Raw genomic sequence first — 24655 nt, 5'->3', positions numbered from 1 at the left:
ATGGAAAGGAATACAAAGCGATATGACAAAGAATAATGGAAATACTACCGGCCATACCATTCAGGATTTGATTCAAATGCATATTTCGGGAGACAAAAAAAATGACAGACTGCTTTTGGAACGTTTAAAAACGGATGAGCCGATTTGGGCCGTTAGCTGCTCCTATACCAAGAATTATTGGCTGGAATTTGTGGGCGCCGTTCCAAGCACACTTTTATTTACGGAAAAACGGTTTTTCGAGGAGTTTCAGCAGAAATGCAAAGAGCAAGGAATTGAGGTAAGCTGCGTCGAAAACAGCGCCAAAGATAGAATGCATTTGCTGGGGGACTTTTACAGAAGCGGATTTGAAGGTTTGGTTATTGATAAAGGCCAGCCAGCTGTGCATTTGAGCCTGTTTGCCCTAATGAAAAAACCTGACTTTTCCAAATTGCCGGAAATTCAGCGCCCTGTTATGAATCCTTCTCTGGTGAGGGCGGCCAACCAGTTCTTTCAGCTTTTGAATCAGAAAAAGGCTACCTTAGAGCACCAGAACAATTTGTTTCGGGAGATTTACAACGCGCAATTTTTAATGGCGATGGATGCAAGTCAGGTTAATCTGGAACAAAAAGATTCCGCAAGCGGAAAGGCGATTATTAAGGAGGGCACCAGCTTCGCTCTGCCCACGATCAGCAATAGCGAGAACCAGCATTTTTATCCGGTATTCACCGATTGGAACGAACTGCGGAAATATGATCCGGAGCAGAAATACAACGGAATGCTGGTGAAGCTGGAGGATATTAAGCATTTTATACAGCAGTCAGATGGGGCTGTGATCAATCCCTATGGCGCCAATATCGTTCTTTCAGAAGAACGAATCAAAGAGATTGAAGCAGTCTGCGAAGCAGAATAGCAGCCGGAAAGTTCGGAAAGCAAGGGAAGTGCCAAAAATGTATATCGCAAATTTAACTATTTAACTAATGTAAAACCTATATCAGAAAATGCGCTCCAAACTTTCAATGCTTTACAGAGCAATAAATTACAAGCCGGAACACTGAAGTTTACTTGCCATCAGTGTTCCGGCTTGTTTTATCGGCTCTTTTTTTCTTCCGAATCTTCTCCCTGTTCCGCTTCATCGCCGCTTTCAGATACCGCGAGTTTCTTCACTGCAGCCGCGGAAATAACACGATTTCCTCTGGATTTCACCTTAGACAGAGGATTGGCATTCGCCGCATCACGCATCTGCTGGCTGGATAAATGCGTATAGATTTCGGTGGTAGCCAAATTTTCATGCCCGAGCACATCCTTCAAAACCCGAATATCCACGTGGCCGTGCTGATACATTAAAGTTGCCGCCGTGTGGCGCAGCTTATGTACGGAATACCCAGGGCCCCCAAATTCAATTTTTGCCAGATATTTTTTCACAAGATGCTGCACGGTTTTCGGGCTGATCCGTTTGCGCTGCCGGCTGATGAACAGCGCCTCGCGGTCAATCAGATTGTTGTTCGGACGAACGGCCAGATACTGCCGGATCGCGTCCTGACAGGCGTCGTTTAAATACACGACCCTTTCTTTATTTCCTTTTCCCGTAATGCGCAGGGTCGACGCATTCTGCCGAACATCTTTCAAATTGATTCCCACCAGCTCTGAAAGCCGCATGCCGCAATTCAGAAATAATGTGAGAATGCAGTAGTCGCGCTGACGATCCGGGCCATCCACCGCATTCAGAAGCTCCATGCTCTGTTCGAGTGTCAGATACTTCGGCAGGGCTTTTTTGAGCTTTGGCGTTTCCAGCTCCATCATGGGATTCACGGAAAGCTTATGAGCCTTATTGGTCAGGTAGCCGTAAAACGCCCGCAAACTGGAAGCCTTTCGGGCCCTTGTCGCGGCTTTATTTGCGCGAACCGACGAAAGGTAGTTCATATATTCAAATACGTCTGTCAGAGAAATCGACTGAATCATCGCCAAATCCACATCCGAAATGGGGATTTGATCGAAAGGCAGATCATTTGGAACCATACCGCGCTGCTTTTTTATATAACGAAAAAACGTCCTCAAATCCCGAAAATATTCTTCCATTGTACGGTCGGATTTTCCTTTGACCGTACCGATATAACCCAGAAATTCACGGATAATCAAAGGACATTCGTGCATTAATTTCGGATCCATTTGTATCACTCCATTGATCTCATATTCGTTTACAGTGCATTTATGTCAACGACTGCTCGAACAAACGCTTCAGATACTGCGGCCGCAGTGTTTGTCCTTGCCGGTCTTGCTGAATTGGTTGACCAGCTTGCTGAAATTCGGGTTTTAAAATCTGACTCCCCTGAATTATACAAAATAACTATTATGACTAATGATATCATTTTTAAAAGCGACTGTCAATTCTACTTTTAAAATAGACATCAAATAGTTTTTCGATTACGATCTGTCCTCTTCCTTTACCGGCAGAATTCCGCCAATATCGATCAAAGGATGCTGCGTCAATTCCAGAACCTGTTTTTTCTGCGCTTCAATAAAACGGCGCATCCGAAAACCATCCGGATGAAATCTCAAGGCTCCTGTAAACGCTACAACGGATTCCGAAATCAATGCGCAGCAGCCGCCGATAAATCCGTATTCGTATCCGGGCAGCCGAATATTTCCCGCGCCGATTCTCAGTACTTCAATTCCATGCCGCTCCGCCGCTTGCGCGATCCCGGCATCCGCCGTCATGATCGCTTTTTCAGATATAATTGCGGCGGAACAATTTGTATAACCCTGCCGTACCGAAATTGTATGTATTCCGGCCATGCTGCACGCTTTTTGCAGCGCCGGATCCAATTCTTTTATTTTCCCGAACATTTGTTTATTGAGAAGCAGTGCGTTCAATCGAATATCTGCCGGGTATTTACTTCCCAGCCTCTGCTCCGTCGGCAGCACTTCGGCCCCTTCCGCTTGCAGGCTTTGCTGCAGCGCGATTTCTGACCGAGCCACAAGCCAGCTTTTCCCTTGAAAGTGAACGCACTGCAAATCCGCATGCCGATTAACCGGCTCCGGCAGATCCGCATTCTCCTGTGGAGTGATCACACGAACTCTCCTGCTCCGCAATGCGGCGATCACTTCCGGAACGGTGTCGGCGGCAATCACAGCGGTCACTTGGGAGGACGGCAGATTCGGCGAATGAATAAAGCGTTCTGTTCGTATCGTATCTGATAACGTTCCCATTCGCAGCCACCCTCCTTTCTGTCACTTAGTACAAAATTGTATCGCTACCGGTAAAACCTGTAAGGCTCGGCTGGACAGAACACCTGTTCTATTCCATTCGCAGGGCGTCTACAGGGTTCATTTTAGCCGCTTTCATGGCAGGATACACCCCGAATATCATCCCCGTTAAAACGGAAAAACCGACCGCGAGAGCCATAATATCCAACCGAATGCCCAGTGCAAATCCAAAATAAGAAGCGCCCAAATAAGAAATCCCGTACCCGAACAGAATTCCAAATATGGAGCCGATCAATGTGATCAAAACCGCTTCAAACAAAAATTCCAACAGGATATCTTTTTTTCTGGCTCCGATGGACTTTTTAATTCCGATCTCCCGCGTTCTTTCGTTGACGGAAACCAGCATCACCGTCATGATACTTAGGCTGGCCACCAGCAGCGAAATCGCTCCCACAGAGGACAAAATCAACGTGACGACCCCAAGAATATTGGAAAGGCTGTCTCGCTGCTTCATCAAATTGTTTGAAACGAAGGCATTGCTGCTCCCGTTCGTGCGGTTCAGGGACTGCACCAGCATATCCCCCGTTTCGTCCACGTCCGTTCCCGATTTCACTTTGACGGCGATTTGGTCGAACGAATTCTTGCCCAGCAGCTGCTGCATGGTGGAATACGGAACGTAGACAAAATTCGGAATGTAGCTGCCGATAAAGTTCTGGAGTAATCCGCTGCCTGTTTTTACAATCCCAACCACTTCAAATTCTTCGGTGCCGCCGCTGCAGGTAATTGACAGCCTTTTTCCAATAATATTATTTCTTTTATAAGAGGCCTGCGAAAAATTCTCGTCTACCATGCAGACCCGCGCGCCGGATTTGACATCGCTGACGCTGATCGACCGGCCATACAGAACGTTCAGAGAGATGATCTGGTTTGCGTCGGCGTCTATCCCCCACACCAGCGCCTTTCCGGTGATCCGCGTTGTCTGCACACTCGTCGCCTGCATCATCACGGGCATGGCCTTCTCTACATTCTCCGATTCCCGCACAACCTTCAGGTCGGTATCGGTCAACACCACCTGGCTGTCGTTTTCCAAAGTGCTGATCGCCAGCCCACTCAGCCCCAGGCTGTCGAACTCGTGGGTCAGCGCGTCGGTACCGCACTGGCTGATATTGCCGATCAGAATGACAGATGCCACACCAATGGCGACCCCCATCATCGTCAGAGCCGTGCGGAGCCTCTTTCTGCCAAGATTTTGAAAAGCGGAGCGAAAAATATCAGCCATTGGAGGAATCCTCCTCCTGCGGCAGCACCGCGGCGCCGTCCGTAATGGAATCGGGATTTATAATAATGGTATCCTGATCCTTCAGGCCGGACAAAACCTCAAAGCCGGACTCAAATTCCTTCCGGGTGGTAACAGGAACCTTTACGGCCTTGCGGCCGTGCAGCAGGTACACATACTCTTTGCCGTCGTCGTCGGCGCGAACGGCCTCATACGGCGCCACCAGAACATTTTTGCTTTCCTCGGTTATGATTCGTGCTTTTGCAGAGAACCCGGGCTTAATATCGCTTTTCGGGTTTTGAATGCGAACCAGCACTTCAACCACGGTCTCTGTGCCGGTGGTGTGGTATTCCTGCTTCGCCTCCGATGAAATAGAGGTTACCTTACCCTCATAAACGGTATGAAAGCCTGCCCCGGTGATCACCGCCCTCTGCCCGATTTTGATTTCTGAAATCTGCGACTCATTCACGGCCAGACGCACTTGCAGATCGGAGGAAGCCGAAACCGTCATGACCGCCTTGTTGCGTTCCACCGTTTCCTGTTCCGAAATCGCAACAGAGGTTACCACACCGGCCACAGGCGCTGTGATTTCAATCTCTTTCCCGGTCTCCGTCTGTTTTTCCGGAGAGGGGGCGGACGAACCGGAGGAGGAAGTGCCCTGCGCAGAAGACGAAGGCATTCCCGGAACCACCGCGGAGCCATTTTCCCCGGCAATCTGGCTATAATAGGTTTCGAGCAGATCCTGATATGTTTGCTGCTCCAAAGGATCCGGTAAAGGAACCGTGTTGGGGATATCCTCTGCAAGCGGCGCCGACAGCGTCATCAGAATCTGACCGGCCTTGACGGAATCCCCCATTTTAACATGGATTTTCTGCACCACCGCCCCGGACTGCGCATAGATGTTGCGGGAATCCACTCGCTCGACTGTGCCGTTGTTGGAATAGACTGAGCTTTCTGCTGTAATGGGACTTACCTTTACAACAGAAACCGGCACATAAGTACCTTTATAGACATTTCCCGCGTGAATAATCAGCAAACTTAAGATTAGTGTAAAGCTGAAAAGCATTCCATACTTTTTCATTCCGATCCCCCCATACACTCTTATTTTGTGATGGGAAGTCCATTTTATGAATGGAAAAGCACAGTTTTTCAGTGAATAATTGCACCTAAAACTCAAAGAATACCGGTGAGGTGAAATGCATGAATATCATTCAATGTGACGAAGACTGCATTTATCAGCGGGAAGGATATTGTTCGCTCGAGATTCCCACAATGGTAACAAACGATACCGGACAAGGCTGCGTTCACCGCATACAGGCCTCTTCCCGAAAGGGGAACCGCGTTCCCCGTACCGATCCAGGTTCCGTTAAAGAACAGCCGCCTCAAACGCTTCCCTGATATTCCGCACACCAATCAGCCGGATTCCGCCATGCTCTAGGTTCACCTGCTTGAGAGACGCTTGCGGCAGAATACAGGTTTCAAATCCCAGATGCGCCGCCTCCGCAATGCGTGCGTTCACGTGAGAAACGGACCGCAGCTCTCCTGTCAGGCCTATTTCGCCGAATACCAGAACGTTATCGCCAATCTGCGCATCCTTCAGGCTGGAAATCAGTGCCATGGCCACCGCAAGATCCGCCGCGGGTTCGTCCAGGCGCAGGCCGCCGACAATATTCACGTAGGCGTCCAGATTTGAAAAATAGTAGCCTGCTTTCTTCTCCAAAACAGCCAGAAGCAGAGACATGCGGTTGTAGTCAAAGCCGGTAGCGGTTCTTCTGGGGTTGCCGAAACCGGTTGTGGTCGCAAGCCCCTGAACCTCTGCCAGAATCGGCCGGGTTCCTTCCATAACGCACGTCACACACGTACCCGATACATTCTTGGGCCGGCCGGATAATAACGCCATGGAAGGGTTGTCCACCTGGGACAGCCCTTTTTCGCCCATGTCGAATACGCCGATTTCGTTGGTGGAGCCGTATCGGTTTTTTACCGCCCGCAGAATGCGGTACGACATCTGCCGGTCGCCCTCAAAATACAGCACGGCGTCTACAATATGCTCCAACACCTTCGGCCCGGCAATTGCGCCGTCTTTGTTCACATGCCCCACAACCATAATCGGAATATCCAGCGATTTGGCTGTGCGCATCACGTAATTTGTACATTCCCTTACCTGCGTCACGCTGCCAGGTGACGAATTGAGCTCCGGGTGGTTCATCGTTTGAATGGAGTCGATCATCACAAGATCGGGCTTGAGCTCCTGAATCTGCTCAACGACAAGCTGGATATCGGTTTCGGTCAGGATCAGCAGATTTTTGCTGCTGACCCCCAGTCGGCGCGCCCTGAGCTTGATCTGGCGGCTGGATTCCTCCCCCGATACATATAAAATGCGCAACTGCCGACCCAGATACTCGCAGATTTGAAGAAGGATCGTCGATTTTCCGATTCCGGGGTCACCGCTGATCAAAATCAGAGAACCGCGCACGATTCCGCCGCCCAGCACTCTGTCCAGCTCAGAAAGACCCGTCTGGTAGCGCTGTTCGTCCTCCGTATCGATTTCATTGATGGATATTGGGCGCGACATGGAGTGATGCCCGGCCGTTTTGGGAGCCGAACGAGCGGGCTCGCGTATTTCCTCACTCATCGTGTTCCATTCCCCGCACCCGGGGCATTTCCCATACCATTTGGGGGACTCAAATCCGCAGCCGGAGCACACGAATACCGATTTGCTTTTCGATGCCATATGATGATCTCCATTTATCTTACTTTATTTTCGTCATCCATATTTTTCCCTGCCAGCGTCGAAGAGGACTGCCGGTTCACGCCATTGCGCAGGAAAAGAATTTTGAATTTATTTATATCTATTATAGCGCTGCGGCGGGGCCGGGGCAACCGTTATGCCATGGTTTGCGAAACAGAAATCCAATAATTCAAAAATCCCTGGTAGATTGCAAACGCCATTTGCTTTTGATATTCCGGCTGACTCAGCTTTTTCGCCTCCCCCGCATTGGAGAGAAAGCCGCATTCCACAATAACGGCCGGTACATCGGCGTTTCTCAGCAGATAGATAGAATCCGTAGCGGGCTTCGTTTCTCTTTGGTTATCGGGCTGCAAAAGGGTGGAAATCGTTTTTTGAGTCGTATCTGCCAGAACCTGGCTTTTGGGATTTTTGGGGCCATAAAAAATTTGCGCGCCGCTGTATTTGCCGTTTGTAAAATGGTTCTGATGAATGCTCAAAAATACGCAGTCGCCATTCTCCTCAATGATTTTCAGGCGGTTGTGCATGTCTGAGGTCTTTCTCGCCTTCACTGTATCCAGCGTGCTGTCCCCAATGGAGATGTCGGATTCGCGGATCATGATAACCCGAAACCCGGACATCTCCAGCATGGGTTTCAAATTCATCGCAATCGCAAGATTGATATCCTTCTCAACAATTCCGGATTTACTGACAGCGCCGCCGTCCTCCCCGCCGTGTCCCGCATCGAGAACAATAGTCGGCATATAGTCTCCAGCCAGCGCAGAAACCATCTGGTCGATTTTTTCAAAGGAAAGATAGGTCAGGCGGATAAACATCATGCAGCAAAAGATCAGCAGCAGCAGGGGCAGTCGAAGCTTCTTCAAAGTCATCACCTCTGAGGAAGTATATGCGCCCATAAACAAAAAAACAACGCCATTTGTATACAGAGATAAAATCTGTGAAAAGGGCTTAAATCATTCCATTTTATTTCAAGGCTGCCGCAACTTTTGACAGCACTATTTTTCATACGATTCTTTTTCAAACAGAGTAAAACAAAAAAACCGCAGGCTGCTGAACAGCTTGCGGTTCCTGGAGGCGTCACCCAGATTTGAACTGGGGAATCAGGGTTTTGCAGACCCTTGCCTTACCACTTGGCTATGACGCCATATTGATGAGTTACGGTGACAAAGATAACGCTTAAAGCGATAATTAAGCGTTATCCAGTCAAGCCATGGAGCGGATGACGAGGCTCGAACTCGCTACCTCCACCTTGGCAAGGTGGCGCTCTACCAGATGAGCTACATCCGCGTTTGTTGGTGCCTCCGGACGGAATCGAACCATCGACACGGGGATTTTCAGTCCCCTGCTCTACCAACTGAGCTACAGAGGCAAATTTTGGCGACTCGGAACGGGTTCGAACCGTCGACCTCTAGCGTGACAGGCTAGCGTTCTAACCAACTGAACTACCGAGCCGTATGGTGGGAGTAATAGGACTCGAACCTATGACCCCCTGCTTGTAAGGCAGGTGCTCTAACCAGCTGAGCTATACTCCCATTTCGGCTGCCGCCGTGCATCTGTGCATCAGCGACGTGTTATATAATACTATATATTGTGTCAGTTGTCAACAGGTATTTTCAAATTTTTTCAAAATTTGGTTGGATATTTTTCCACGCTATTTTTGTCCACGCTCTCTCTCGACAGAGTCTGCCAATTGGTTCAGCTGCTCCTGGGTGAACTCGTAGGTTCTGGCGCAATACTGGCATTTGGCTTCCATCCTGCCGCTTTCATCCGCGAGGGTACGGATGTCCTCCGGGCGCAGCGTAGAGAGCGCACGGGTCACGCGGTCTGCGCTGCACGTACAAACGTACTTGACCGGCGACTCATCCAGTATCTCCATCTCAAAGCCGTCCAGAGCCTGACGGCACATTTCCTCAATGCTCATGCCCTTGGCCAGCATAGTGGTAACCGGCTCGAGCAAAGCGGCATTGCGCTCCAGCTTTGCGATGGCGGCAGTGTCCGCGCCGGGCAGCACCTGCACCAGCATCCCGCCGGAAAGCAAAGACTGCCCGCTTTCCTTATCCACCAGAACGCCCAAAGCGCATACGGTGGGAACCTGCTCGCTCACAGCAAAATACTGGCTGATATCCTCACCGATTTCGCCGCTGACCAGTTCAACCTGACCAATGTACGGCTCGCCCTCCCCCAAATCACGCATAACGCTCAAAAGGCCGTCGGCGCCAATTGCCGCGCCGACGTCGAGCTTGCCGTTCGACTTATTTGGAAGAGATACCTCAGGATGCTCGACATATCCGCGGCAGTTCCCGGTGCTGTCGGCGATTGCCACCACAGCGCCCGCAGGGCCGTTTCCCTTTATTTTCAGCGTGACGACGGCATCCTTCTTTTTGAGCATATTTCCCATCAAGGAAGCTGCCGACAGCAGCCGACCCAAAGCGGCCGTTGTAACGGCGCTGGTGCGGTGAATCTGCTGTGCGGTATATACAATATCGGTTGTTTCTACCGCAGAGGCCATCAAACTGCCGTCTGTGGTGATGCAGCGAATTATTCTGTCCATAGATTTAATGTTCCTTTTCTGATTCTGATATGGGTTCTTTTCTTGCGACCACAACAACGCGCTCGCTGTCGGGCCTGGGAGGCTCCATGCTGCAGTCGTTGTAGCAGGCTGCGAGCGTTAAGCCCGCAGTATGTAACAGCTCACCGATCTTTTCTATAGAATAGGCCCTTTCATAGAAATGCTCGGAGCTTCTGCGGTACAGAGCGCCCTCTTTCCCGAAAAAGTCCAGATGGATTCCGACTCTGTCCGTTTTTCCTTCATAATGATTCTGCCATACACAGTATACGTGATCCGTATCATATAGAAAGATATGGTTCGCCAGCACCTCCCGGTGCTTATATAGTGTGTTCATGTCGAACAAAAAATACCCGCCCGGATTCAGAAAAAGAGAGACCCTGCGGAAAGCTGCCAGAACATCCCGTTCCGAGGTCAAATGATTGATGCTGTCCAGCGCACAGATCACGGTATCCACCGTGCCGTACAGATCCAGCTTTTGCATCGGCTGGCAAAGGAACAGAATCTCCTGCTGCGCTTCGGCAGCCTTCTGCTGGGCAACGGTCAGCATCTCGTAAGAAGCGTCTGCACCGTAAACATCCAGTCCCCGTTTTTTCAGCTGCAAAGTCAGGCTGCCGGTGCCACAGGCCAAATCCAGCACCAGGCCGGCCGGATGCCGCAGACTTTGCAAAAGCCCGCAGAAATACTCCGCCCGCTCTGCGTAGTCGACATTTTGCGTCAGCTCATCATAATACTGTGCGAAGGTGGAATAAGAGCTCATTGTTCCGTGTCTCCATTCTCCTCCAAACGCTTGAACACAATCTCATATCCATCGCAGCCGTAGTTCAACGAGCGGTTCACGCGGCTGATGGTTGCGGTGGACGCACCGGTTTTCGCAACAATATCGCTGTAAACGCATTTGCTGCGCAGCATATGCGCCACCGTCAGGCGCTGAGACATCGCCTTGATTTCGGGAACGGTGCAGAGATCTTCGAAAAAGTCATAGCATTCTTCGACGGTCTTGAGAGATAACACGGCTTGAAAGAGCAGATCTACGCTTTTGTCTTTGATTTTAGAATTCATAATACTCCATCCTTCTTTTTCATACTAAAACCGGTATGCGTAATCTTAAAGCCATCAAACGCCCTGAGCGGCCATACCGGCGCGGCTTGTTCAAGCGTTAAAGCGTGAAAGCGATAACGGCATGACAACAGGCCCCGAATCGGCATGGCCGGGCGAAGATTTACAGATCGTTACGAATCAAATCCTCATAAGACTCGCGCCGAATCACAACGCGCGGATTGCCGTCCTTTACCATCACGACAGCAGGGCGGGGATTGCGGTTATAATTGGATGCCATGGAGTAATTGTAAGCCCCGGTAGAGAGCACCGCCAGCACGTCGCCTACCTGCGGCTCCTGAATCATCGCGTCCTCCTGAATGAGGTCGCCGCTTTCGCAGCACTTGCCCGCGATGGTCACCTTGGTTTTGGCAGGCTGACCGGCTTTGTTCGCAATCAGCGCGGTGTACTTTGCCTGGTACAGAATATACCGGGGGTTGTCCGTCATGCCGCCGTCTATGGATACATAAGTACGGATATCTGGAATGTGCTTGATTCCGCCGATATGGTACAGGGTGATTCCGGCTTCACCCACCATGGAACGGCCCGGCTCGATGAAGATAAAGGGAACTTTCAGGCCAAGCTCCCCACATTTGCGGAACACAGCCGCAGAAACCAGCTCCATATACTGATCATAAGGCAGCGGCGCGTCGTCCTTTGCGTAATGGATTCCAAAGCCGCCGCCAAGGTTCAGCTCCTCTATTTCCACGCCGGTTTTCGCTTTGATATCCGCGATGAACTGTAACATGACCTCCGCCGCCAGCACAAAGGGAGCGCTTTCAAAAATTTGAGAGCCGATGTGGCAGTGAACGCCCTTGAGGTCGATGTTCCGGAATGTCAGCGCGGCCTCTACCGCTTCCATCGCTTCGCCGGTCTCAAGCGCAAAACCGAATTTGGAATCGATCTGGCCGGTTTGGATGAAGCTGTGCGTATGGGCGTCGATGCCCGGCTTCACACGAAGAGAAACATGGGCAACCTTGCCCGCCTCTTTCGCAAGGCGGTCAATCGTTTGCAGCTCGGTCAGGTTATCCGCAATAAAGTGGCCGATTTCATAGTCCAGCGCCAGTCGGATTTCCTGCTCGGTTTTATTGTTGCCGTGAAAATGGATGCGCTCTGCCGGGAAGCCCGCCTGAATCGCCGTGTAGAGCTCGCCGCCGGAGGCAACATCCAGGCCAAGGCCCTCTTCTTCGATAATACGGCAGATTGCCTTGCAGTTAAAGGCCTTGCTGGCATAAACGGTCATGCCTCTGCCCCGGTAATGCTTTTCAAAGGAGCTCTGGTAGCTGCGGCAGTTGCTGCGAATCTGGTTTTCATCCATGACATACAGCGGCGTGCCGAACTGCTCCGCCAGCTGCACGGTATCGCAGCCGCCGATGCTCAGGTTCCCCTGCTCATTGATTTGTAAGTGGTCGGAAACATACATTGGTCGAATTCCCCCTTTGGTATTCCTTACTCTTGTACGGCGCAAGCCGCCGTAATCCATTCCTTCAGCGTGTCGAGCCCTTCCCCGTTGGCCGAGGAAAAAGGCAGGAGCCGAACCTGCTCCCGGTTTTGAAACAGGCCGTCGTATTGCTGAATTTGAGCGGTGCGCTCCCCTTTATTGAGCTTATCGCTCTTTGTCATGACTACCACAAAAGGAAATTCGCCCGCACTCAAAAAGTCGATCATATGCAGGTCATCTGCCGTAGGCTTATGGCGCATATCCACAATCTGCACCACCAGCCCGATGCGGCGGCCGGCGGAAAAATAGCCCTCCACCAAATTGGCCCACCGCAGCTTTTCGGTCTGCGAAACCTTCGCGTAGCCGTAACCCGGCAAATCCACCAGCCGGCAGTCCGCCAGCCGGTAAAAGTTGATGGTGCCGGTCTTGCCGGGCGTGGCGCTGACACGCGCCAGCGCCTTGCGGTTGACCAGCTTATTGATTAAAGAGGATTTTCCGACGTTCGACCGGCCGGAGAAAACGATCTCCGGCAGATCATCGGGCGGAAGCTGCTCCACCCGACCGGCGGCAAACTCAAAAGCGGCATTATCAAATCTCAATTTAACACCTCTAGCATTGAGGCTGCTCCCGTATCACAGGCGGCTGGGGCTGCGCAACGGCATCCGCGTTGCCGGCAGGCTCCGCAGCCGGCAACGCGGCTTTGGCCTGCGGCAGCGGGCGGGGCTTTTTGGTCAGCGCCAAGCCAAGCACCTCATCGATTTTTTTTACCGGAACAAAATGAATATTCTCCTTGACTACGTCGTCAAATTCCGATACGTCGGAGAAATTGTCCTCCGGGATGATGACCGTGCGGATTCCGTTGCGGTAAGCGGCCATGGATTTCTCCTTGAGGCCGCCGATCGGCAGCACTCGGCCGCGCAGCGTAATCTCACCGGTCATTGCAACGTCGTGGCGGATGGGAATTTGAGAGAGCGCCGAAGTGATGGCGGTGGCCATCGCGATACCGGCGGACGGGCCGTCCTTCGGGATGGCACCCTCCGGCACGTGGATGTGAATATCCGTTTTATTGTAGAACTGCCCATCAATTCCCAGCTGCGCCGCCTTGGAGCGAATGCAGCTGATCGCCGTTTGGGCGGATTCCTTCATCACGTTGCCGAGCGAGCCCGTCAGCTGCAGCTTTCCGTTTCCTTCCATCACCGCGACCTCGATCGGCATTGTCTGGCCGCCCACGCTGGTCCACGCCAGGCCGTTCACAAGGCCAACCTCGTCGAGCTTGTTCCGGGTTTCCGGCTTAAAGCGGCGGGGGCCGAGCAGCCCCTCCAGGTCGGAGGGCTTTACTGTGATTTTCAGATTTTCATCCGTTTCCGCCACAATCTGTTTCGCGCATTTTCTGCAGACCGCCGCAATGTTGCGCTCCAGATTTCGCACCCCCGCCTCGCGGGTGTAGCTGTCGATCAAATCGCGCACGGCTGCAGGCGTAATCCGAAGTGTCTGCGCGCTGATGCCATGCTTTTTCAGCTGCTTGGGAATCAGGTGCTTTGTCGCAATCTGGAATTTCTCCTCGTGTGTATAGCTCGAAAGGAAAATCACGTCCATGCGGTCAAAAAGGGGCTCCGGAATCGTGCTGGCGTCGTTGGCCGTTGTCAAAAACAGCACCTTGCTCAAATCGAACGGCATATCGATATAGTGGTCGTAAAACGCGGAATTCTGCTCCGTATCCAGCACCTCGAGCAGTGCGGCCGCGGGGTCGCCGCGGAAGCTACTGCTCAGCTTGTCGATTTCATCCAACAGAATCAAGGGGTTATTGACCCCGGCCTGCTTAACCGCGTTCATGATTCGCCCCGGCATGGAACCGATATACGTGCGCCGGTGTCCCATGATATCGGACTCATCGTGGATGCCGCCGAGGGATACCCGCACATATTTGCGGCCGATCGCCTTGGCAATGGATTTGGCAATGGAGGTTTTGCCGACGCCGGGCGGGCCCACAAGGCAGACGATCTGCCCGTTGATGTCCGGCGCAAGCTTTCGGACCGCCAACGTTTCCAAAATTCGTTCCTTCACCTTTTTCAGGCCGTAATGATCCCGATTCAGAACGCGCTGCGCCTTTGCAAGATCGATCGTTTCCTTGGAGGAAGCGCTCCAGGGGAGCTCTATGCAAATATCGAGGTAATTGCGGATGACGCTCGCCTCGTGCGAGCCGAACGGCATTTTTCCAAAGCGGTCGCATTCCTTCAGCAGCTTTTCGCGCTGCTTTTCGGGCATATCGAGCTGTAAAATTCTCTCTCGCAGCTCTTCGGCTTCCTCCTGGGGGTTGTCGTCCTCCCCCAGCTCGTAGTTGATCGCCTTGATCTGCTCGCGCAGAAAATAATCCCGCTGGTTCTGGTTCATCTGCTCCCTGGCTTTTTCGGTGATCTCATTCTCGATTTCCAGTACCTGAACCTCGTGCTCGAGAATATCCACCAGCTTTTCCAGCCGACGAACCGGGTGCAGCTCTTCCAGAATGACCTGCTTCTGTTCAAAATCCAGCATCAGGTTTGAAGCGATATAGTCGGCCAGAGGACCACAGCTTTTATTTTTTACAACACCGATCACGATGTCGGGCGAAATACGCTTGTAATTCTGCAGGTATCTTTCAAACAGGCTCTGCGTATAGCGAACCAAGGCTTCCGTTTTAGGGGTAACACGGGCCGGCGGCGTTTGCAGCACCGCGGCCTTCACCGTTAAAAACGGAGTTTCGCTGACAACCTCTTCTATCCGCGCGCGGCAGATCCCCTCGGCCAGAAGGCGGACTCCGTCCTCCGTGTGGTGAAGAATCTGCTTGATTTTCGCGACGACGCCGACCTGGAATACCTGTTCGGAATCCGGGTCATTGTCCTCAAGGTCTTTTTGAGCCACCAGGAAAATCGTCTGATTTTGCTCCATTGCTTCGTGCAGGGCCAAAATCGATTTTTTTCTTCCCGCATCAAATTGCAGAATCATACCGGGAAACAAAACCAGCCCGCGCAATGCCAAAACCGGCAAGGTTTGTAGTTCTGTTTGGATTTTTTTGCTCATATTTCACTCCTGTAGTCTTCAGTGAAGAAAAAAGCTGCTGCCAACAAGGATGAGATTCCTGTTCCTTGTCAACAACAGCTATGCTGTGAATTAAGACGCGGTATCCTTGCGCCCGCGTTTTTGGGGATTTGATATTTTGATTTTAACCGGCTTGCGGTTTTCATTGTAAACCAGCTCCGGAGCGGTGCCCTTTTTCACGGCTTCGGGTGTAATCGTCACCTTTTCCACCGTATATTCCGAAGGAACGTCGTACATCAGCGGAGTGAGGATTTCTTCCAGAATGGAACGAAGGCCGCGCGCGCCGGTCTGGCGCTCAATGGTCTTCTTGGCGATCTCACGCAGCGCATCCGGCTGGAAATCCAGATCGACCTTGTCAAGCTGGAACAGATGCTTATACTGTTTTACCAGCGAGTTTTTCGGCTCGGTCAGAATGCGCACCAGCGCTTCCTCATCCAGGCCGTTCAGCGCGGTGATGACCGGCAGACGACCCACCAGCTCGGGGATCAGGCCGTATTTGACCAGATCGTGAGGGATCACCTCAGACATCCACGCGGTCGTATCCAGCTCTTTTTTGCTCTTGATCTGTGCGCCGAAGCCCATTGAGGAAGAGGCTGTCCTTCTCTCGATGATTTTTTCCAGTCCGTCAAAAGCGCCTCCGCAGATAAACAGAATGTTCGAGGTATCAATTTGCAGGAATTCCTGCTGCGGATGCTTTCGGCCGCCCTGCGGCGGCACATTGCAGACGGAGCCTTCCAGAATCTTCAGCAGAGCCTGCTGAACCCCCTCGCCGCTCACGTCGCGGGTAATGGAAGGGTTTTCGGATTTTCTGGCAATCTTATCGATTTCATCGATGTAGATAATGCCGTTCTCTGCGCGTTCAATATCAAAATCGGCAGCCTGAATCAGGCGGAGCAGGATGTTTTCCACATCCTCGCCCACATAGCCGGCCTCCGTCAGCGTTGTGGCGTCGGCAATTGCAAACGGAACATCGAGGAGTTTTGCAAGCGTTTGCGCCAGCAGAGTTTTCCCCACGCCGGTGGGGCCCAGCAACAGCACATTGCTTTTGCTGATCTCCACATCCTCGCCGCCGTAATAAACGCGTTTATAGTGGTTGTAAACCGCGACGGAAAGAGCAACCTTTGCCTTCTCCTGCCCGATTACATACTCATCCAGCTTCTTTTTGATCTCCTGCGGCTTGAGCAGAATTGTGCCGGTATCGCCCGTGTAGGTCTTTTTTCGGTTGGATAAGTGCGACTCATCCTCCAGAATGGAATTGCAAAGCTGCACGCACTCGTCGCAAATATAAACACCCGGGCCGGCGATCAACCGGCGGGCCTGGCTTTGCGGCTTACCGCAAAAGGAGCAGCACAATTCCCTCTCCTTTGTATCGTCGTTATTCGGCATTCTATTATCACCTGCTTCACATAGAAGTTATCTCTTGGCAATCACTTTATCAACCAGACCATACGCAGCGGCCTGTTCTGCGGTCATGAAGTTATCACGCTCGGTGTCCTTCGTGATCACCTCAATAGGCTGCCCGGTTTTCTCCGCTAAAATCTCGTTGAGCTTCTTTTTCGTGGCGATAATGTGATCCGCGTGGATCATAATATCCGTCGCCTGGCCCTGCGCACCGCCGCTGGGCTGATGGATCATAATTTCGCTGTTGGGCAGCGCAAAGCGTTTGCCCTTTGCACCGGCAGCCAGCAGGAACGCGCCCATGGAAGCGGCCATACCGATGCAGATGGTGGAAACATCGCACTTGATATACTGCATGGTATCATAAATCGCCAGGCCGGCCGTTACAGAGCCGCCCGGGCTGTTGATATAAAGGCTGATATCCTTCGACGGATCCTGGCCTTCCAAATACAGAAGCTGCGCAACTATGAGACTTGCCGTCACGTTGTTGACCTCTTCATTCAACATCACAATTCTATCATTTAACAAACGGGAAAAAATGTCGTACGAGCGCTCACCGCGATTTGTTTGTTCAATAACATAAGGGACTAAACTCATATCTTCCATACGGACAAAACTCATCTTAACCACCTTTCTTCCATGCGGGTATCTTTGTGTTTCCGCCGCCGATTCGCACGGTAATCGGCGGCGGAATATCCATTTGTATCGTCAAAGCTCCAAAAAGGGCTTTGCCATCAATCCTTCTTCTCCGTGATCTTTGCGGTATCACGAACAATGCTGACTGCTTTTTCCACCGCCAGATCCTGAGCCAGGTCGGCCTCGGAGATAAAGCTCTTGACCTTGTCGACTTCCATGTTGTAGGTCTTCGCGAGCTTTTCAAATTCAGCCTCAATTTCTTCCGCTGTGGTCTTGATTTCTTCCAGCTCGGCAATCTTCTCAAGAGCCAGGCGAACCTTGACCTGCTTCTCAGCCTGGGGCTTGAAGTGGTCGCGGATTGAGTTCTGATCCATGCCGGTATACTTCAGGTAGGTGTTGAAGTCCAAGCCCTGAGACTGCAGACGATATGCGAAGTCGCGCAGATCGTCGTTGATCTTGTTCTGGTACAGAGCCTCGGGAATTTCACCCTGCAGCTTCTCCACCAGCTGGTCGATCAGCTGGGCCTCAATCTCATCCTGGGCGGCCTTTTCACGGGATTCCAGCAGGTTTTTGCGAATATCCTCTTTATAAGCTTCCAGCGTATCGAACTCGCTGACGTCCTTTGCGAAATCGTCGTCAACGGTCGGCAGCTCCTTCTGCTTGATCTCATGCAGCTTGATCTTAAATACGGCCTCTTTGTTCTGGAGGGTAGCAGCCTGATAATCCTCCGGGAAGGTTACGGTTATATCGAACTCTTCGCCGGTGGAGTGGCCGACAACCTGCTCCTCAAAGCCCGGGATAAACTGGCCGGAGCCGAGATCCAGCGTGTGGTTTTCCGCCTTGCCGCCCTCAAAGGCGACGCCGTCTACAAAGCCCTCAAAATCGATGACGACCGCGTCGCCGAGCTGAGCCGGGCGGTCTTCCACGGTGATCATTCTGGAATTGCGCTCCTGCACCTTCTGGATTTCTTTTTCAATATCCTCGTCGGTTACCTCAACCGGAGTCTTGGTCGCCTCAAGGCCCTTATAATCGCTGATGCTCACCTCGGGCCACGTGGTAACAATTGCCTTAAACACCAGTCCGTCCTTGCCGACGCTGACAACGTCAAAATCAATTTTGTCATCAACCAGTCTGAGCTGGGCCGCTTTCACGGCCTCATCCAAAGCAGCAGGGTAAACAGCGTTTACAGCGTCCTCGTAGAAAAACTGCTCTCCGTAATATTTTTCGATAAAAGCGCGCGGAGCCTTGCCTTTGCGGAAGCCCGGAATCGTGATCTTTTTGCCCTGTTTATGAAAAGCCTGATTAAGCGCTTTTTCAAAAGTATCCGCGTCAACCTCAACCTCAAGTTGGTAACGGTTCGTTTCTACCTGATTGGACGATTTTAAACTCATTTTTGTTTTCCTCCTGCTAATTGCAAATTATCTTATTTATTATAGCACAAAATTAGAAGCAAATTGATAAAAAAACAGCTCGAGAGACTAAAATTTACCGGACCGGTGCTCCAAGGCTCTCCCAGCCGCCCGGAGCTTCGCTTCGGCATGCGGCGTGAGGTTATTATAGCATACCGGGGGCAAATATTCCATATTTTCACGGAAATGTTCATAATTTATTTAACAGACGAAAAGCGGCGCAAATCCGAGATAATCGCAGGAAATCAGGTGCAGCTCGATTCCCTGGTACTCCCCCGTCACGGCCCTGCGGGACGCCTGTGTGCCGTGAATATGCCCAAAATAGCATTTCCGGATTCCCCGGCTGATCAGAACCTTCAAAATCTCTTCGCAGACCATTCCGTCATACACGGGGGGATAATGCAAAAACACAATGGGCCTGAGCCCCTGCGCCGCCGCGTGATCGATGGAGGCGTTCAGTCGGCCCACCTCGCGGTTGACGATTTTGATGTCTTCATCACTGGCCGCGTTATACAGCCAGCCGCGAGTGCCGCACACCCCATATTCCCCGACGGAATAAGAATCGTTGTGCACGATTCGCAGCGAATCAAAGCCCTTTGCGGCAAGATACGCGTCAATTTTGCTTCTGGTGCTCCACCAGTAGTCGTGATTGCCCTTCAGGAGCAGCTTTTTTCCCGGCAGAGAGTGCAAAAACGCAAAATCCTTTTCGGTTTCTTCCAGCTTCATCGCCCAGGAGATATCCCCGGCGATCACCACCGTATCCTCCGGCCGCACGATACTGCGCCAGTTTTTCTCCAGCCTTTCCACGTAATTGTGCCAGCCCTCGAATACATCCATGGGCTTATTGGCGCCAAGGGAAAGGTGCAGATCGGCGATCGCATACAGCGCCATGTGCTACCTCATTTCTATCTGATCAGACTTTGGCTTTGGGAGTTTCGAGCCCAGCCATCCGCAGTACCACCTGGGGCATTTGCGCAACCTCGCAGCAATTCCGGAAGCGAACGGTCTTTTCCCGAAGCTGCGCGATCGGCGCAGGTGCTGTGGTGCCGGTCAGAACGGAGAGCTGCCCGATCTTCGCAAAATCGTCGGCCTCCTGCTTCTCGCCGGGCGCGACGGCCTCGAGCACGCTGTCCGCGAATTTATACGGACTGGCGGTCGAAACGATCACCGTGGGGGTCTCGTCGCCGGTCGCTTTCACGTACTGCTCATACACATCCGCAGCCACCGCCGTGTGGGGATCGCACAGATAGTGATGCTTTTGGAAGATTTCGCGGATCGTTTTCTGCGTCTGAGCATCGTCGCAGAAGCCCGGGAAGAACAAATCCTTCAAAGCCGCGGTCAGCTCGGCCCCAACCTCGTACCGGCCGGTGGTATTGAGCTGTTTCATCCAGCCGGCAACCTGTTCGGAATCGCCGCCGGTCAAATCGAACAGCAAGCGCTCCAGATTGCTGGATACCAGAATATCCATTGAGGGGGAAATCGTTGTATAGAATTTGCGGTTGCGGTCATAGACGCCGGTGCTCAAAAATTCCGTGAGCACATTATTGGAGTTTGACGCACAAATCAGCTTTCCAATCGGCAGGCCCATTTTTTTTGCATAATAGGCGGCCAGAATATTGCCGAAGTTGCCGGTGGGCACCACGACGTTCAGAGGCTGCCCCAGCTCGAGCATGCCTTGCTTCGCCGCGTCGCAGTAGGCGGAGAAATAATAAACGATCTGCGGCAGAAGGCGACCCCAGTTAATGGAGTTTGCGCTGGAGAACAGCATGCCGTTTTCATCGAGCTCTTTGCGGATTTCAGGATTTGTAAAAATACGCTTCACGCCGGTCTGTGCGTCGTCAAAATTGCCCTCGATTGCGCACACCGCAACGTTTTCGCCCTCCTGCGTGTTCATCTGGCGCTGCTGCATGGCGCTGACGCCCTTATCCGGATAAAACACGAGAATTTTGGTGTCGGGTACGTCGCGGAAGCCCTCCAGCGCCGCCTTACCCGTATCACCGGAGGTGGCCACGAGAATCACAGCCGTTTTATCGCAGTTTGTCTTTTTCAACGACCGGGTCAGCAAATGCGGCAGAAGCTGCAAAGCCATATCTTTAAAGGCGCAGGTCGGCCCGTGCCACAGCTCCAGAAAAGCCTCGCCGCTCTCCGGAATGCGGTGAAGCGGCGCCGCACCGCCGGGAAATTTTTGTTCGGAATAGGCACCTTCCACGCATTCACGGATTTCCTCCGCGGAAAACTCCGACAGAAAATCGGCCAAAATGCGGGCGGCCCGCTCGGTGTAGCTGCCTTTGCTGAGCACCTTTAAATCGTCTGCGGTATAAGCCGGAAGGCTTTCCGGAACAAACAGTCCCCCGTCCGCCGAAATCCCCTGTACGATCGCCTGAGCGGCGGAAAGTGACTCTGCTTTGTTTCTGGTGCATTTATACTGCAAGGTGAATTCCCCCTTTTCGTTCGTTCCTTGCCTTATTTTATAATAAATTGTTCGGTGTGTCAAAGAATTCTGAGAATTTGAGAATGGCGACGGCACAGAATTTCATTTCAAAAAAAACGCCTCTCTTTTCCATACAAAAACCAACGGATCAAAGAGGAGTTTCTTGTAGTATTGGCTGTTTTACTTTCAAAGAATATCCCATATTTGCGGGGATGCTTTTTGTTCCGCAAGCGAAGACCGGCAGGCGCCTGCCGAGAAGGACAATGCGGCGGAACCGAAAACAGACCGCAAAGGCCGCACGATTTTATAGAGAAGCTGCGATATTATACGAAGCGGTTCTCCGCGTCAAAAGCGTTTTCAAAGTATTCGGCCGAAACGGCCTGCCCCGCTTTGTCTGTGCGTACCGTAGCTACATCAAATCGCGGCTGCAGTCCGAAATCGTGCTCCGAAAGGTACTGTGCGGCGGTCAGAACCAGCTTTCGCTGTTTCGACGCGGTCACCGCCTCCTGCGGTACCCCAAGACAATGCCCGCCGCGGGTTTTAACCTCTACAAAGAGCAGATAACCGCCGTCCTGCGCAATGATGTCGATTTCGCCGAAGCGGGAATGATAATTGCGGCACAGAATCCGGCAGCCGCGCTGCTCCAACCAATCCGCAACATACGCCTCGCCTGTTTTTCCGGAGCGATTATCCAACGAGACCCTCTCCCAGAATTTTTTTCAAAAAGCTTCTTCGGTGAACGGGACAGGGGCCGTATTTCAGCAGCAGCTCTCTGTGCAGCACAGTGCCATACCCCTTGTGCTTTTGGAACTGATATTCCGGATACAGCTTGCCGATTTCAAGCATCAGCCGGTCACGGCTGACCTTGGCCAGAATCGAAGCCGCGGCAATACTCGCGCTCTGCGCGTCTCCCTTGATGATCAAGGTGGTGGGCACCGGCAGGTGCGGGTCGCGGTTGCCGTCCACCAAAGCGCAGTCCGGTGGAACCGACAAGCCGGAAAAGGCGCGGTTCATCGCGAGAAAGGTCGCCTGCAAAATATTGATGCCGTCGATCTCCTGCTCGGTGGCAAACGCAATGGAATACGAAACCGCCTGCTGCTGAATCTGGTCAAAAAGAAGCTCTCTCTTTTTTTCACTGAGCTTTTTGGAATCGTTCAGGCCCTCTATTTCGCAGTGCTGCGGCAAAATCACCGCGGCGGCGAACACCGGGCCGGCCAAAGGCCCCCGACCCGCCTCGTCAATGCCGCAAACAGCCGAAAAGCCCTGTTCCCCGGCCCTGTGCTCATAGGCGTACCAATCCATCATTTCTGCACCTGCTCCAGCGTGACGCGGCCAAGCTTTGCACCGCGGAATTCATCCAGCACGGTAATCGCGGCGCGTTCGGTATCCACTTCTCCGCCAGGAACCAGCATGCCACGCTTTTTGCCGATCAGCGCAAGCACCTCGTACCCTTTCATTCCGGTGAAATCAATCTCCTGAAGCTTATACCGCTCTTTCAGCGGCGCGGGGTACGACACACACAGAACCTCCAGCAGGCGGGCGGCCAGGTGCTCGGTGTCGAGCACGTCGTCCTTCACCGCACCGGTAAAGGCCAGGCGCTCCCCTACCAGAGGGTCTTCAAACTTGGGCCAGAGAACGCCGGGGGTATCCAAAAGCTCAAAGCCGCCGCCCAGCGTAAACCACTGGTTGCTGCGGGTAACGCCGGGCCTGTCCTCCACATTGGCCTTCCCTCCGCGGGAAAGCTTATTGATAAACGAGGATTTTCCCACGTTCGGCACCCCGACCACCATCACGCGGATGGGACGGCCTACCATGCCCTTTGCTCTCCACGCTGCGATGCGCTCAGAAAGAACGTCGCGCACCAGCGGGAAAAAGGCCTTTAAATTTTTGCCCGAGCGGCTGTCCAGCGCAACGGCGGAAATCCCCTGCGACTGGTAGAAGCGGATCCAGCGCTCGGTCTGCGCGGGATCCGCCAAATCGGATTTATTCATTAAAATGACCCGCGGCTTATTCTGGATCAGGCTGTCCAGCACCGGATTTCTGCTGCTGACCGGAACGCGGGCGTCGATCATTTCCGCCGCAATATCCACCAGCTTCAGGCTTTTTTCAATTTGTCGCTTTGTCCGGGTCATATGCCCCGGATACCAATGAACCGATTGTGGCTCGCTCATGATCCAATCCTTCCAAACCGGGAAATCGGGAACAATACCAATTCCGCCTTCCCCAAAATATATCGTTCATCCACCATGCCCACCGCCTCAAAGCGGCTGTCCTCCGAAACCTCGCGGTTGTCACCGAGCACAAAGATATGCCCCGCCGGAACCGTCTGCGGGAATTGCAGCAGCGATTCCGAGGTCATCGGCTCATGCGTGATTCCGTTTTCAATATAAGTGGATTCATCCAGCTCTTTTCCATCCACAGAAACCGTGCCGGTAATATAGTCAATGTCCACCGTCTGCCCCGGCAGCGCGATCACGCGCTTGACAATCGGCTTTGTCAGGCCGATGGTGCGCTTTAAAACGACCACATCGCCTTGCTCCGGCTGATAAAAATAGCTGGAAACCACAATTCTGTCTCCGCTTTCCAGATTCGGCAGCATAGAGGTACCGTCCACCGTCACCACACGGAACAAAAACGTAAACAGAATCACCACGGCGACCAGCGCCATCACCAGAGAATCCACCCATTCAAAGCAGCTTACGGTAAACGCGCTGGGATGAGGAGACGGATCATTCGGGTCCGAATCATTCTGCTGCAGCTCTGATTTCGGTGCGGCCTGCACCAACGGGTTCTTTTCTTCCTCTTGCAACGGACGAGCGCCTCCTTTTCGCGAATAGCAAAAAAGGGACAATCAATGTCCCTTTTTGACCGTGAAAGGCTGTGCGGAACCTCCCCCCACAGCCTTTTGAAATCCAAATATAACGGGAGTAGCTCGCCCAATCAGCGAATCTGCTCCTTCACCTTGGCAGCCTTACCAACCCTGTCGCGCAGGTAGTACAGCTTCGCACGGCGCACACGGCCCTTGCGCACAATGGCAACATCCTTCACGTTGGGGGAATGGATCGGGAAAACTCTCTCCACGCCTACGCCGTAGGATACGCGTCTGACAGTAAAGGTTTCGGTAATGCCGCTGCCTTTGCGGGCAATAACGGTGCCCTCAAACAGCTGAATTCTCTCTCTTTCACCTTCACGGATATTTACGCTGACCTTAACGGTATCGCCGATTCCAAACTTCGGCAGCTCGGTCTTTGCAGATTCCTGAGCAATTAATTTTAAAGCATCCATTCTTTTTCCTCCTAAAATATCAGACATTCATGCAGTGCAGAGGACTGTCCGCTTCAATGTCACGGGAAAACCCGGGCATTGAACCCCGCCGGAAAGGCCAACGGTATC

23 protein-coding genes and 5 tRNA genes are annotated in these 24655 nt (G+C 52.4%); 1 reads left to right on the top strand and 27 read right to left on the bottom strand.

Annotated elements, in window-relative coordinates; genetic code table 11:
- Positions 1–22 precede the first annotated feature (22 nt).
- Positions 23–889 carry an SseB family protein gene (locus G340_RS0100635; RefSeq protein ID WP_020071718.1) on the top strand — a complete coding sequence of 289 codons (867 nt, stop codon included), beginning with the start codon at positions 23–25 and terminating at the stop codon, positions 887–889.
- 176 nt (positions 890–1065) lie between these two features.
- Here G340_RS0100635 and G340_RS0100630 read toward each other — a convergent pair whose 3' ends face one another.
- From G340_RS0100630 to rplS, 27 genes are all read right to left on the bottom strand, one after another.
- A complete protein-coding gene (locus tag G340_RS0100630) occupies positions 1066–2145 on the bottom strand; it encodes a tyrosine recombinase XerC (RefSeq protein ID WP_020071717.1) in 1080 nt (359 codons plus the stop codon).
- Positions 2146–2400: 255 nt separating this feature from the next.
- Complete coding sequence (locus tag G340_RS0100625; protein ID WP_326522279.1) at positions 2401–3186, bottom strand: DUF6873 family GME fold protein; 786 nt, start codon at positions 3184–3186, stop codon at positions 2401–2403.
- An 88-nt stretch (positions 3187–3274) separates the two neighbouring features.
- Positions 3275–4462 (bottom strand): ABC transporter permease, encoded by a 1188-nt coding sequence (locus G340_RS0100620; protein ID WP_020071715.1) that lies wholly within the window; start codon positions 4460–4462, stop codon positions 3275–3277.
- A complete protein-coding gene (locus G340_RS0100615) occupies positions 4455–5540 on the bottom strand; it encodes an efflux RND transporter periplasmic adaptor subunit (protein ID WP_020071714.1) in 1086 nt (361 codons plus the stop codon). Before G340_RS0100615 ends, G340_RS0100620 begins: the two co-directional genes overlap by 8 nt.
- Positions 5541–5825: 285 nt before the next feature.
- The gene (gene radA / locus G340_RS0100610) at positions 5826–7193 is read right to left on the bottom strand and encodes a DNA repair protein RadA (RefSeq protein WP_020071713.1); all 1368 of its coding nucleotides are present in this window, start codon (positions 7191–7193) and stop codon (positions 5826–5828) included.
- Between the two features lie 152 nt (positions 7194–7345).
- The gene (locus tag G340_RS0100605; protein ID WP_326522312.1) at positions 7346–8077 is read right to left on the bottom strand and encodes an N-acetylmuramoyl-L-alanine amidase; all 732 of its coding nucleotides are present in this window, start codon (positions 8075–8077) and stop codon (positions 7346–7348) included.
- Between the two features lie 200 nt (positions 8078–8277).
- Positions 8278–8352, bottom strand: a tRNA-Cys gene (locus tag G340_RS0100600).
- Between the two features lie 67 nt (positions 8353–8419).
- Positions 8420–8495, bottom strand: a tRNA-Gly gene (locus G340_RS0100595).
- Positions 8496–8501: 6 nt separating this feature from the next.
- Positions 8502–8577: transfer RNA gene (locus G340_RS0100590), tRNA-Phe, on the bottom strand.
- Positions 8578–8583: 6 nt separating this feature from the next.
- Positions 8584–8660 (bottom strand) — tRNA-Asp (locus G340_RS0100585).
- A 3-nt stretch (positions 8661–8663) separates the two neighbouring features.
- Positions 8664–8740 (bottom strand) — tRNA-Val (locus G340_RS0100580).
- Positions 8741–8859: 119 nt separating this feature from the next.
- Entirely contained in the window at positions 8860–9759 is a 900-nt protein-coding gene (hslO, locus tag G340_RS0100575) for an Hsp33 family molecular chaperone HslO (RefSeq protein ID WP_020071711.1), read from the bottom strand.
- A 4-nt stretch (positions 9760–9763) separates the two neighbouring features.
- The gene (locus tag G340_RS0100570) at positions 9764–10534 is read right to left on the bottom strand and encodes a class I SAM-dependent DNA methyltransferase (protein ID WP_020071710.1); all 771 of its coding nucleotides are present in this window, start codon (positions 10532–10534) and stop codon (positions 9764–9766) included.
- The gene (locus G340_RS0100565) at positions 10531–10836 is read right to left on the bottom strand and encodes a YerC/YecD family TrpR-related protein (protein ID WP_009063659.1); all 306 of its coding nucleotides are present in this window, start codon (positions 10834–10836) and stop codon (positions 10531–10533) included. Before G340_RS0100565 ends, G340_RS0100570 begins: the two co-directional genes overlap by 4 nt.
- A gap of 160 nt (positions 10837–10996) precedes the next feature.
- Positions 10997–12295, bottom strand: a complete 1299-nt coding sequence (gene lysA / locus G340_RS0100560; protein ID WP_020071709.1) for a diaminopimelate decarboxylase — start codon at positions 12293–12295, stop codon at positions 10997–10999.
- A 26-nt stretch (positions 12296–12321) separates the two neighbouring features.
- Positions 12322–12912, bottom strand: a complete 591-nt coding sequence (yihA, locus tag G340_RS0100555) for a ribosome biogenesis GTP-binding protein YihA/YsxC (RefSeq protein WP_020071708.1) — start codon at positions 12910–12912, stop codon at positions 12322–12324.
- 10 nt (positions 12913–12922) lie between these two features.
- Positions 12923–15370 carry an endopeptidase La gene (gene lon / locus G340_RS0100550; protein ID WP_020071707.1) on the bottom strand — a complete coding sequence of 816 codons (2448 nt, stop codon included), beginning with the start codon at positions 15368–15370 and terminating at the stop codon, positions 12923–12925.
- Between the two features lie 90 nt (positions 15371–15460).
- Positions 15461–16774, bottom strand: coding sequence for an ATP-dependent Clp protease ATP-binding subunit ClpX (gene clpX / locus G340_RS0100545; protein WP_020071706.1), 1314 nt, complete (start codon positions 16772–16774; stop codon positions 15461–15463).
- A gap of 27 nt (positions 16775–16801) precedes the next feature.
- Positions 16802–17383: an ATP-dependent Clp endopeptidase proteolytic subunit ClpP gene (gene clpP / locus G340_RS0100540; RefSeq protein WP_027103792.1), complete on the bottom strand. Its 582-nt coding sequence runs from the start codon at positions 17381–17383 to the stop codon at positions 16802–16804.
- Between the two features lie 137 nt (positions 17384–17520).
- Entirely contained in the window at positions 17521–18813 is a 1293-nt protein-coding gene (tig, locus tag G340_RS0100535; protein WP_020071704.1) for a trigger factor, read from the bottom strand.
- Positions 18814–19032: 219 nt separating this feature from the next.
- Entirely contained in the window at positions 19033–19722 is a 690-nt protein-coding gene (locus G340_RS0100530; RefSeq protein ID WP_020071703.1) for a metallophosphoesterase, read from the bottom strand.
- 22 nt (positions 19723–19744) lie between these two features.
- Positions 19745–21262, bottom strand: coding sequence for a threonine synthase (gene thrC, locus G340_RS0100525; RefSeq protein ID WP_020071702.1), 1518 nt, complete (start codon positions 21260–21262; stop codon positions 19745–19747).
- Between the two features lie 323 nt (positions 21263–21585).
- Positions 21586–21957: a YraN family protein gene (locus G340_RS0100520; protein ID WP_020071701.1), complete on the bottom strand. Its 372-nt coding sequence runs from the start codon at positions 21955–21957 to the stop codon at positions 21586–21588.
- Complete coding sequence (locus tag G340_RS0100515) at positions 21950–22567, bottom strand: ribonuclease HII (RefSeq protein WP_020071700.1); 618 nt, start codon at positions 22565–22567, stop codon at positions 21950–21952. The genes G340_RS0100520 and G340_RS0100515 overlap by 8 nt, the downstream gene beginning before the upstream one ends.
- On the bottom strand, positions 22564–23433 hold the full coding sequence (ylqF, locus tag G340_RS0100510) for a ribosome biogenesis GTPase YlqF (protein ID WP_020071699.1): 870 nt from the start codon (positions 23431–23433) through the stop codon (positions 22564–22566). The genes G340_RS0100515 and ylqF overlap by 4 nt, the downstream gene beginning before the upstream one ends.
- Positions 23430–24071: a signal peptidase I gene (gene lepB / locus G340_RS0100505; RefSeq protein ID WP_020071698.1), complete on the bottom strand. Its 642-nt coding sequence runs from the start codon at positions 24069–24071 to the stop codon at positions 23430–23432. Before lepB ends, ylqF begins: the two co-directional genes overlap by 4 nt.
- A gap of 131 nt (positions 24072–24202) precedes the next feature.
- Positions 24203–24547, bottom strand: a complete 345-nt coding sequence (gene rplS / locus G340_RS0100500; protein WP_009063527.1) for a 50S ribosomal protein L19 — start codon at positions 24545–24547, stop codon at positions 24203–24205.
- Between the last annotated feature and the right edge of the window lie 108 nt (positions 24548–24655).

This window comes from Faecalispora sporosphaeroides DSM 1294, from assembly GCA_000383295.1.
Lineage (GTDB): Bacteria > Bacillota > Clostridia > Oscillospirales > Acutalibacteraceae > Faecalispora > Faecalispora sporosphaeroides.
Note: the sequence above shows the minus strand (reverse complement) of the source record. Positions and strands in the feature narration are given on the sequence as shown.

Bases quoted from the DNA above. Each gene is read 5' to 3' on its own strand.
- G340_RS0100565 (WP_009063659.1), bottom strand. From the start codon at position 10,836: ATGAATTCTAAAATCAAAGACAAAAGCGTAGATCTGCTCTTTCAAGCC.
- G340_RS0100515 (WP_020071700.1), bottom strand. From the start codon at position 22,567: ATGATGGATTGGTACGCCTATGAGCACAGGGCCGGGGAACAGGGCTTT.
- radA (WP_020071713.1), bottom strand. From the start codon at position 7,193: ATGGCATCGAAAAGCAAATCGGTATTCGTGTGCTCCGGCTGCGGATTT.
- G340_RS0100570 (WP_020071710.1), bottom strand. From the start codon at position 10,534: ATGAGCTCTTATTCCACCTTCGCACAGTATTATGATGAGCTGACGCAA.
- lysA (WP_020071709.1), bottom strand. From the start codon at position 12,295: ATGTATGTTTCCGACCACTTACAAATCAATGAGCAGGGGAACCTGAGC.
- G340_RS0100630 (WP_020071717.1), bottom strand. From the start codon at position 2,145: ATGGATCCGAAATTAATGCACGAATGTCCTTTGATTATCCGTGAATTT.
- clpP (WP_027103792.1), bottom strand. From the start codon at position 17,383: ATGAGTTTAGTCCCTTATGTTATTGAACAAACAAATCGCGGTGAGCGC.
- ylqF (WP_020071699.1), bottom strand. From the start codon at position 23,433: ATGAGCGAGCCACAATCGGTTCATTGGTATCCGGGGCATATGACCCGG.
- hslO (WP_020071711.1), bottom strand. From the start codon at position 9,759: ATGGACAGAATAATTCGCTGCATCACCACAGACGGCAGTTTGATGGCC.
- G340_RS0100620 (WP_020071715.1), bottom strand. From the start codon at position 4,462: ATGGCTGATATTTTTCGCTCCGCTTTTCAAAATCTTGGCAGAAAGAGG.
- clpX (WP_020071706.1), bottom strand. From the start codon at position 16,774: ATGCCGAATAACGACGATACAAAGGAGAGGGAATTGTGCTGCTCCTTT.
- G340_RS0100605 (WP_326522312.1), bottom strand. From the start codon at position 8,077: ATGACTTTGAAGAAGCTTCGACTGCCCCTGCTGCTGCTGATCTTTTGC.
- tig (WP_020071704.1), bottom strand. From the start codon at position 18,813: ATGAGTTTAAAATCGTCCAATCAGGTAGAAACGAACCGTTACCAACTT.
- lon (WP_020071707.1), bottom strand. From the start codon at position 15,370: ATGAGCAAAAAAATCCAAACAGAACTACAAACCTTGCCGGTTTTGGCA.
- G340_RS0100635 (WP_020071718.1), top strand. From the start codon at position 23: ATGACAAAGAATAATGGAAATACTACCGGCCATACCATTCAGGATTTG.
- rplS (WP_009063527.1), bottom strand. From the start codon at position 24,547: ATGGATGCTTTAAAATTAATTGCTCAGGAATCTGCAAAGACCGAGCTG.
- G340_RS0100625 (WP_326522279.1), bottom strand. From the start codon at position 3,186: ATGGGAACGTTATCAGATACGATACGAACAGAACGCTTTATTCATTCG.
- G340_RS0100615 (WP_020071714.1), bottom strand. From the start codon at position 5,540: ATGAAAAAGTATGGAATGCTTTTCAGCTTTACACTAATCTTAAGTTTG.
- G340_RS0100530 (WP_020071703.1), bottom strand. From the start codon at position 19,722: ATGGCGCTGTATGCGATCGCCGATCTGCACCTTTCCCTTGGCGCCAAT.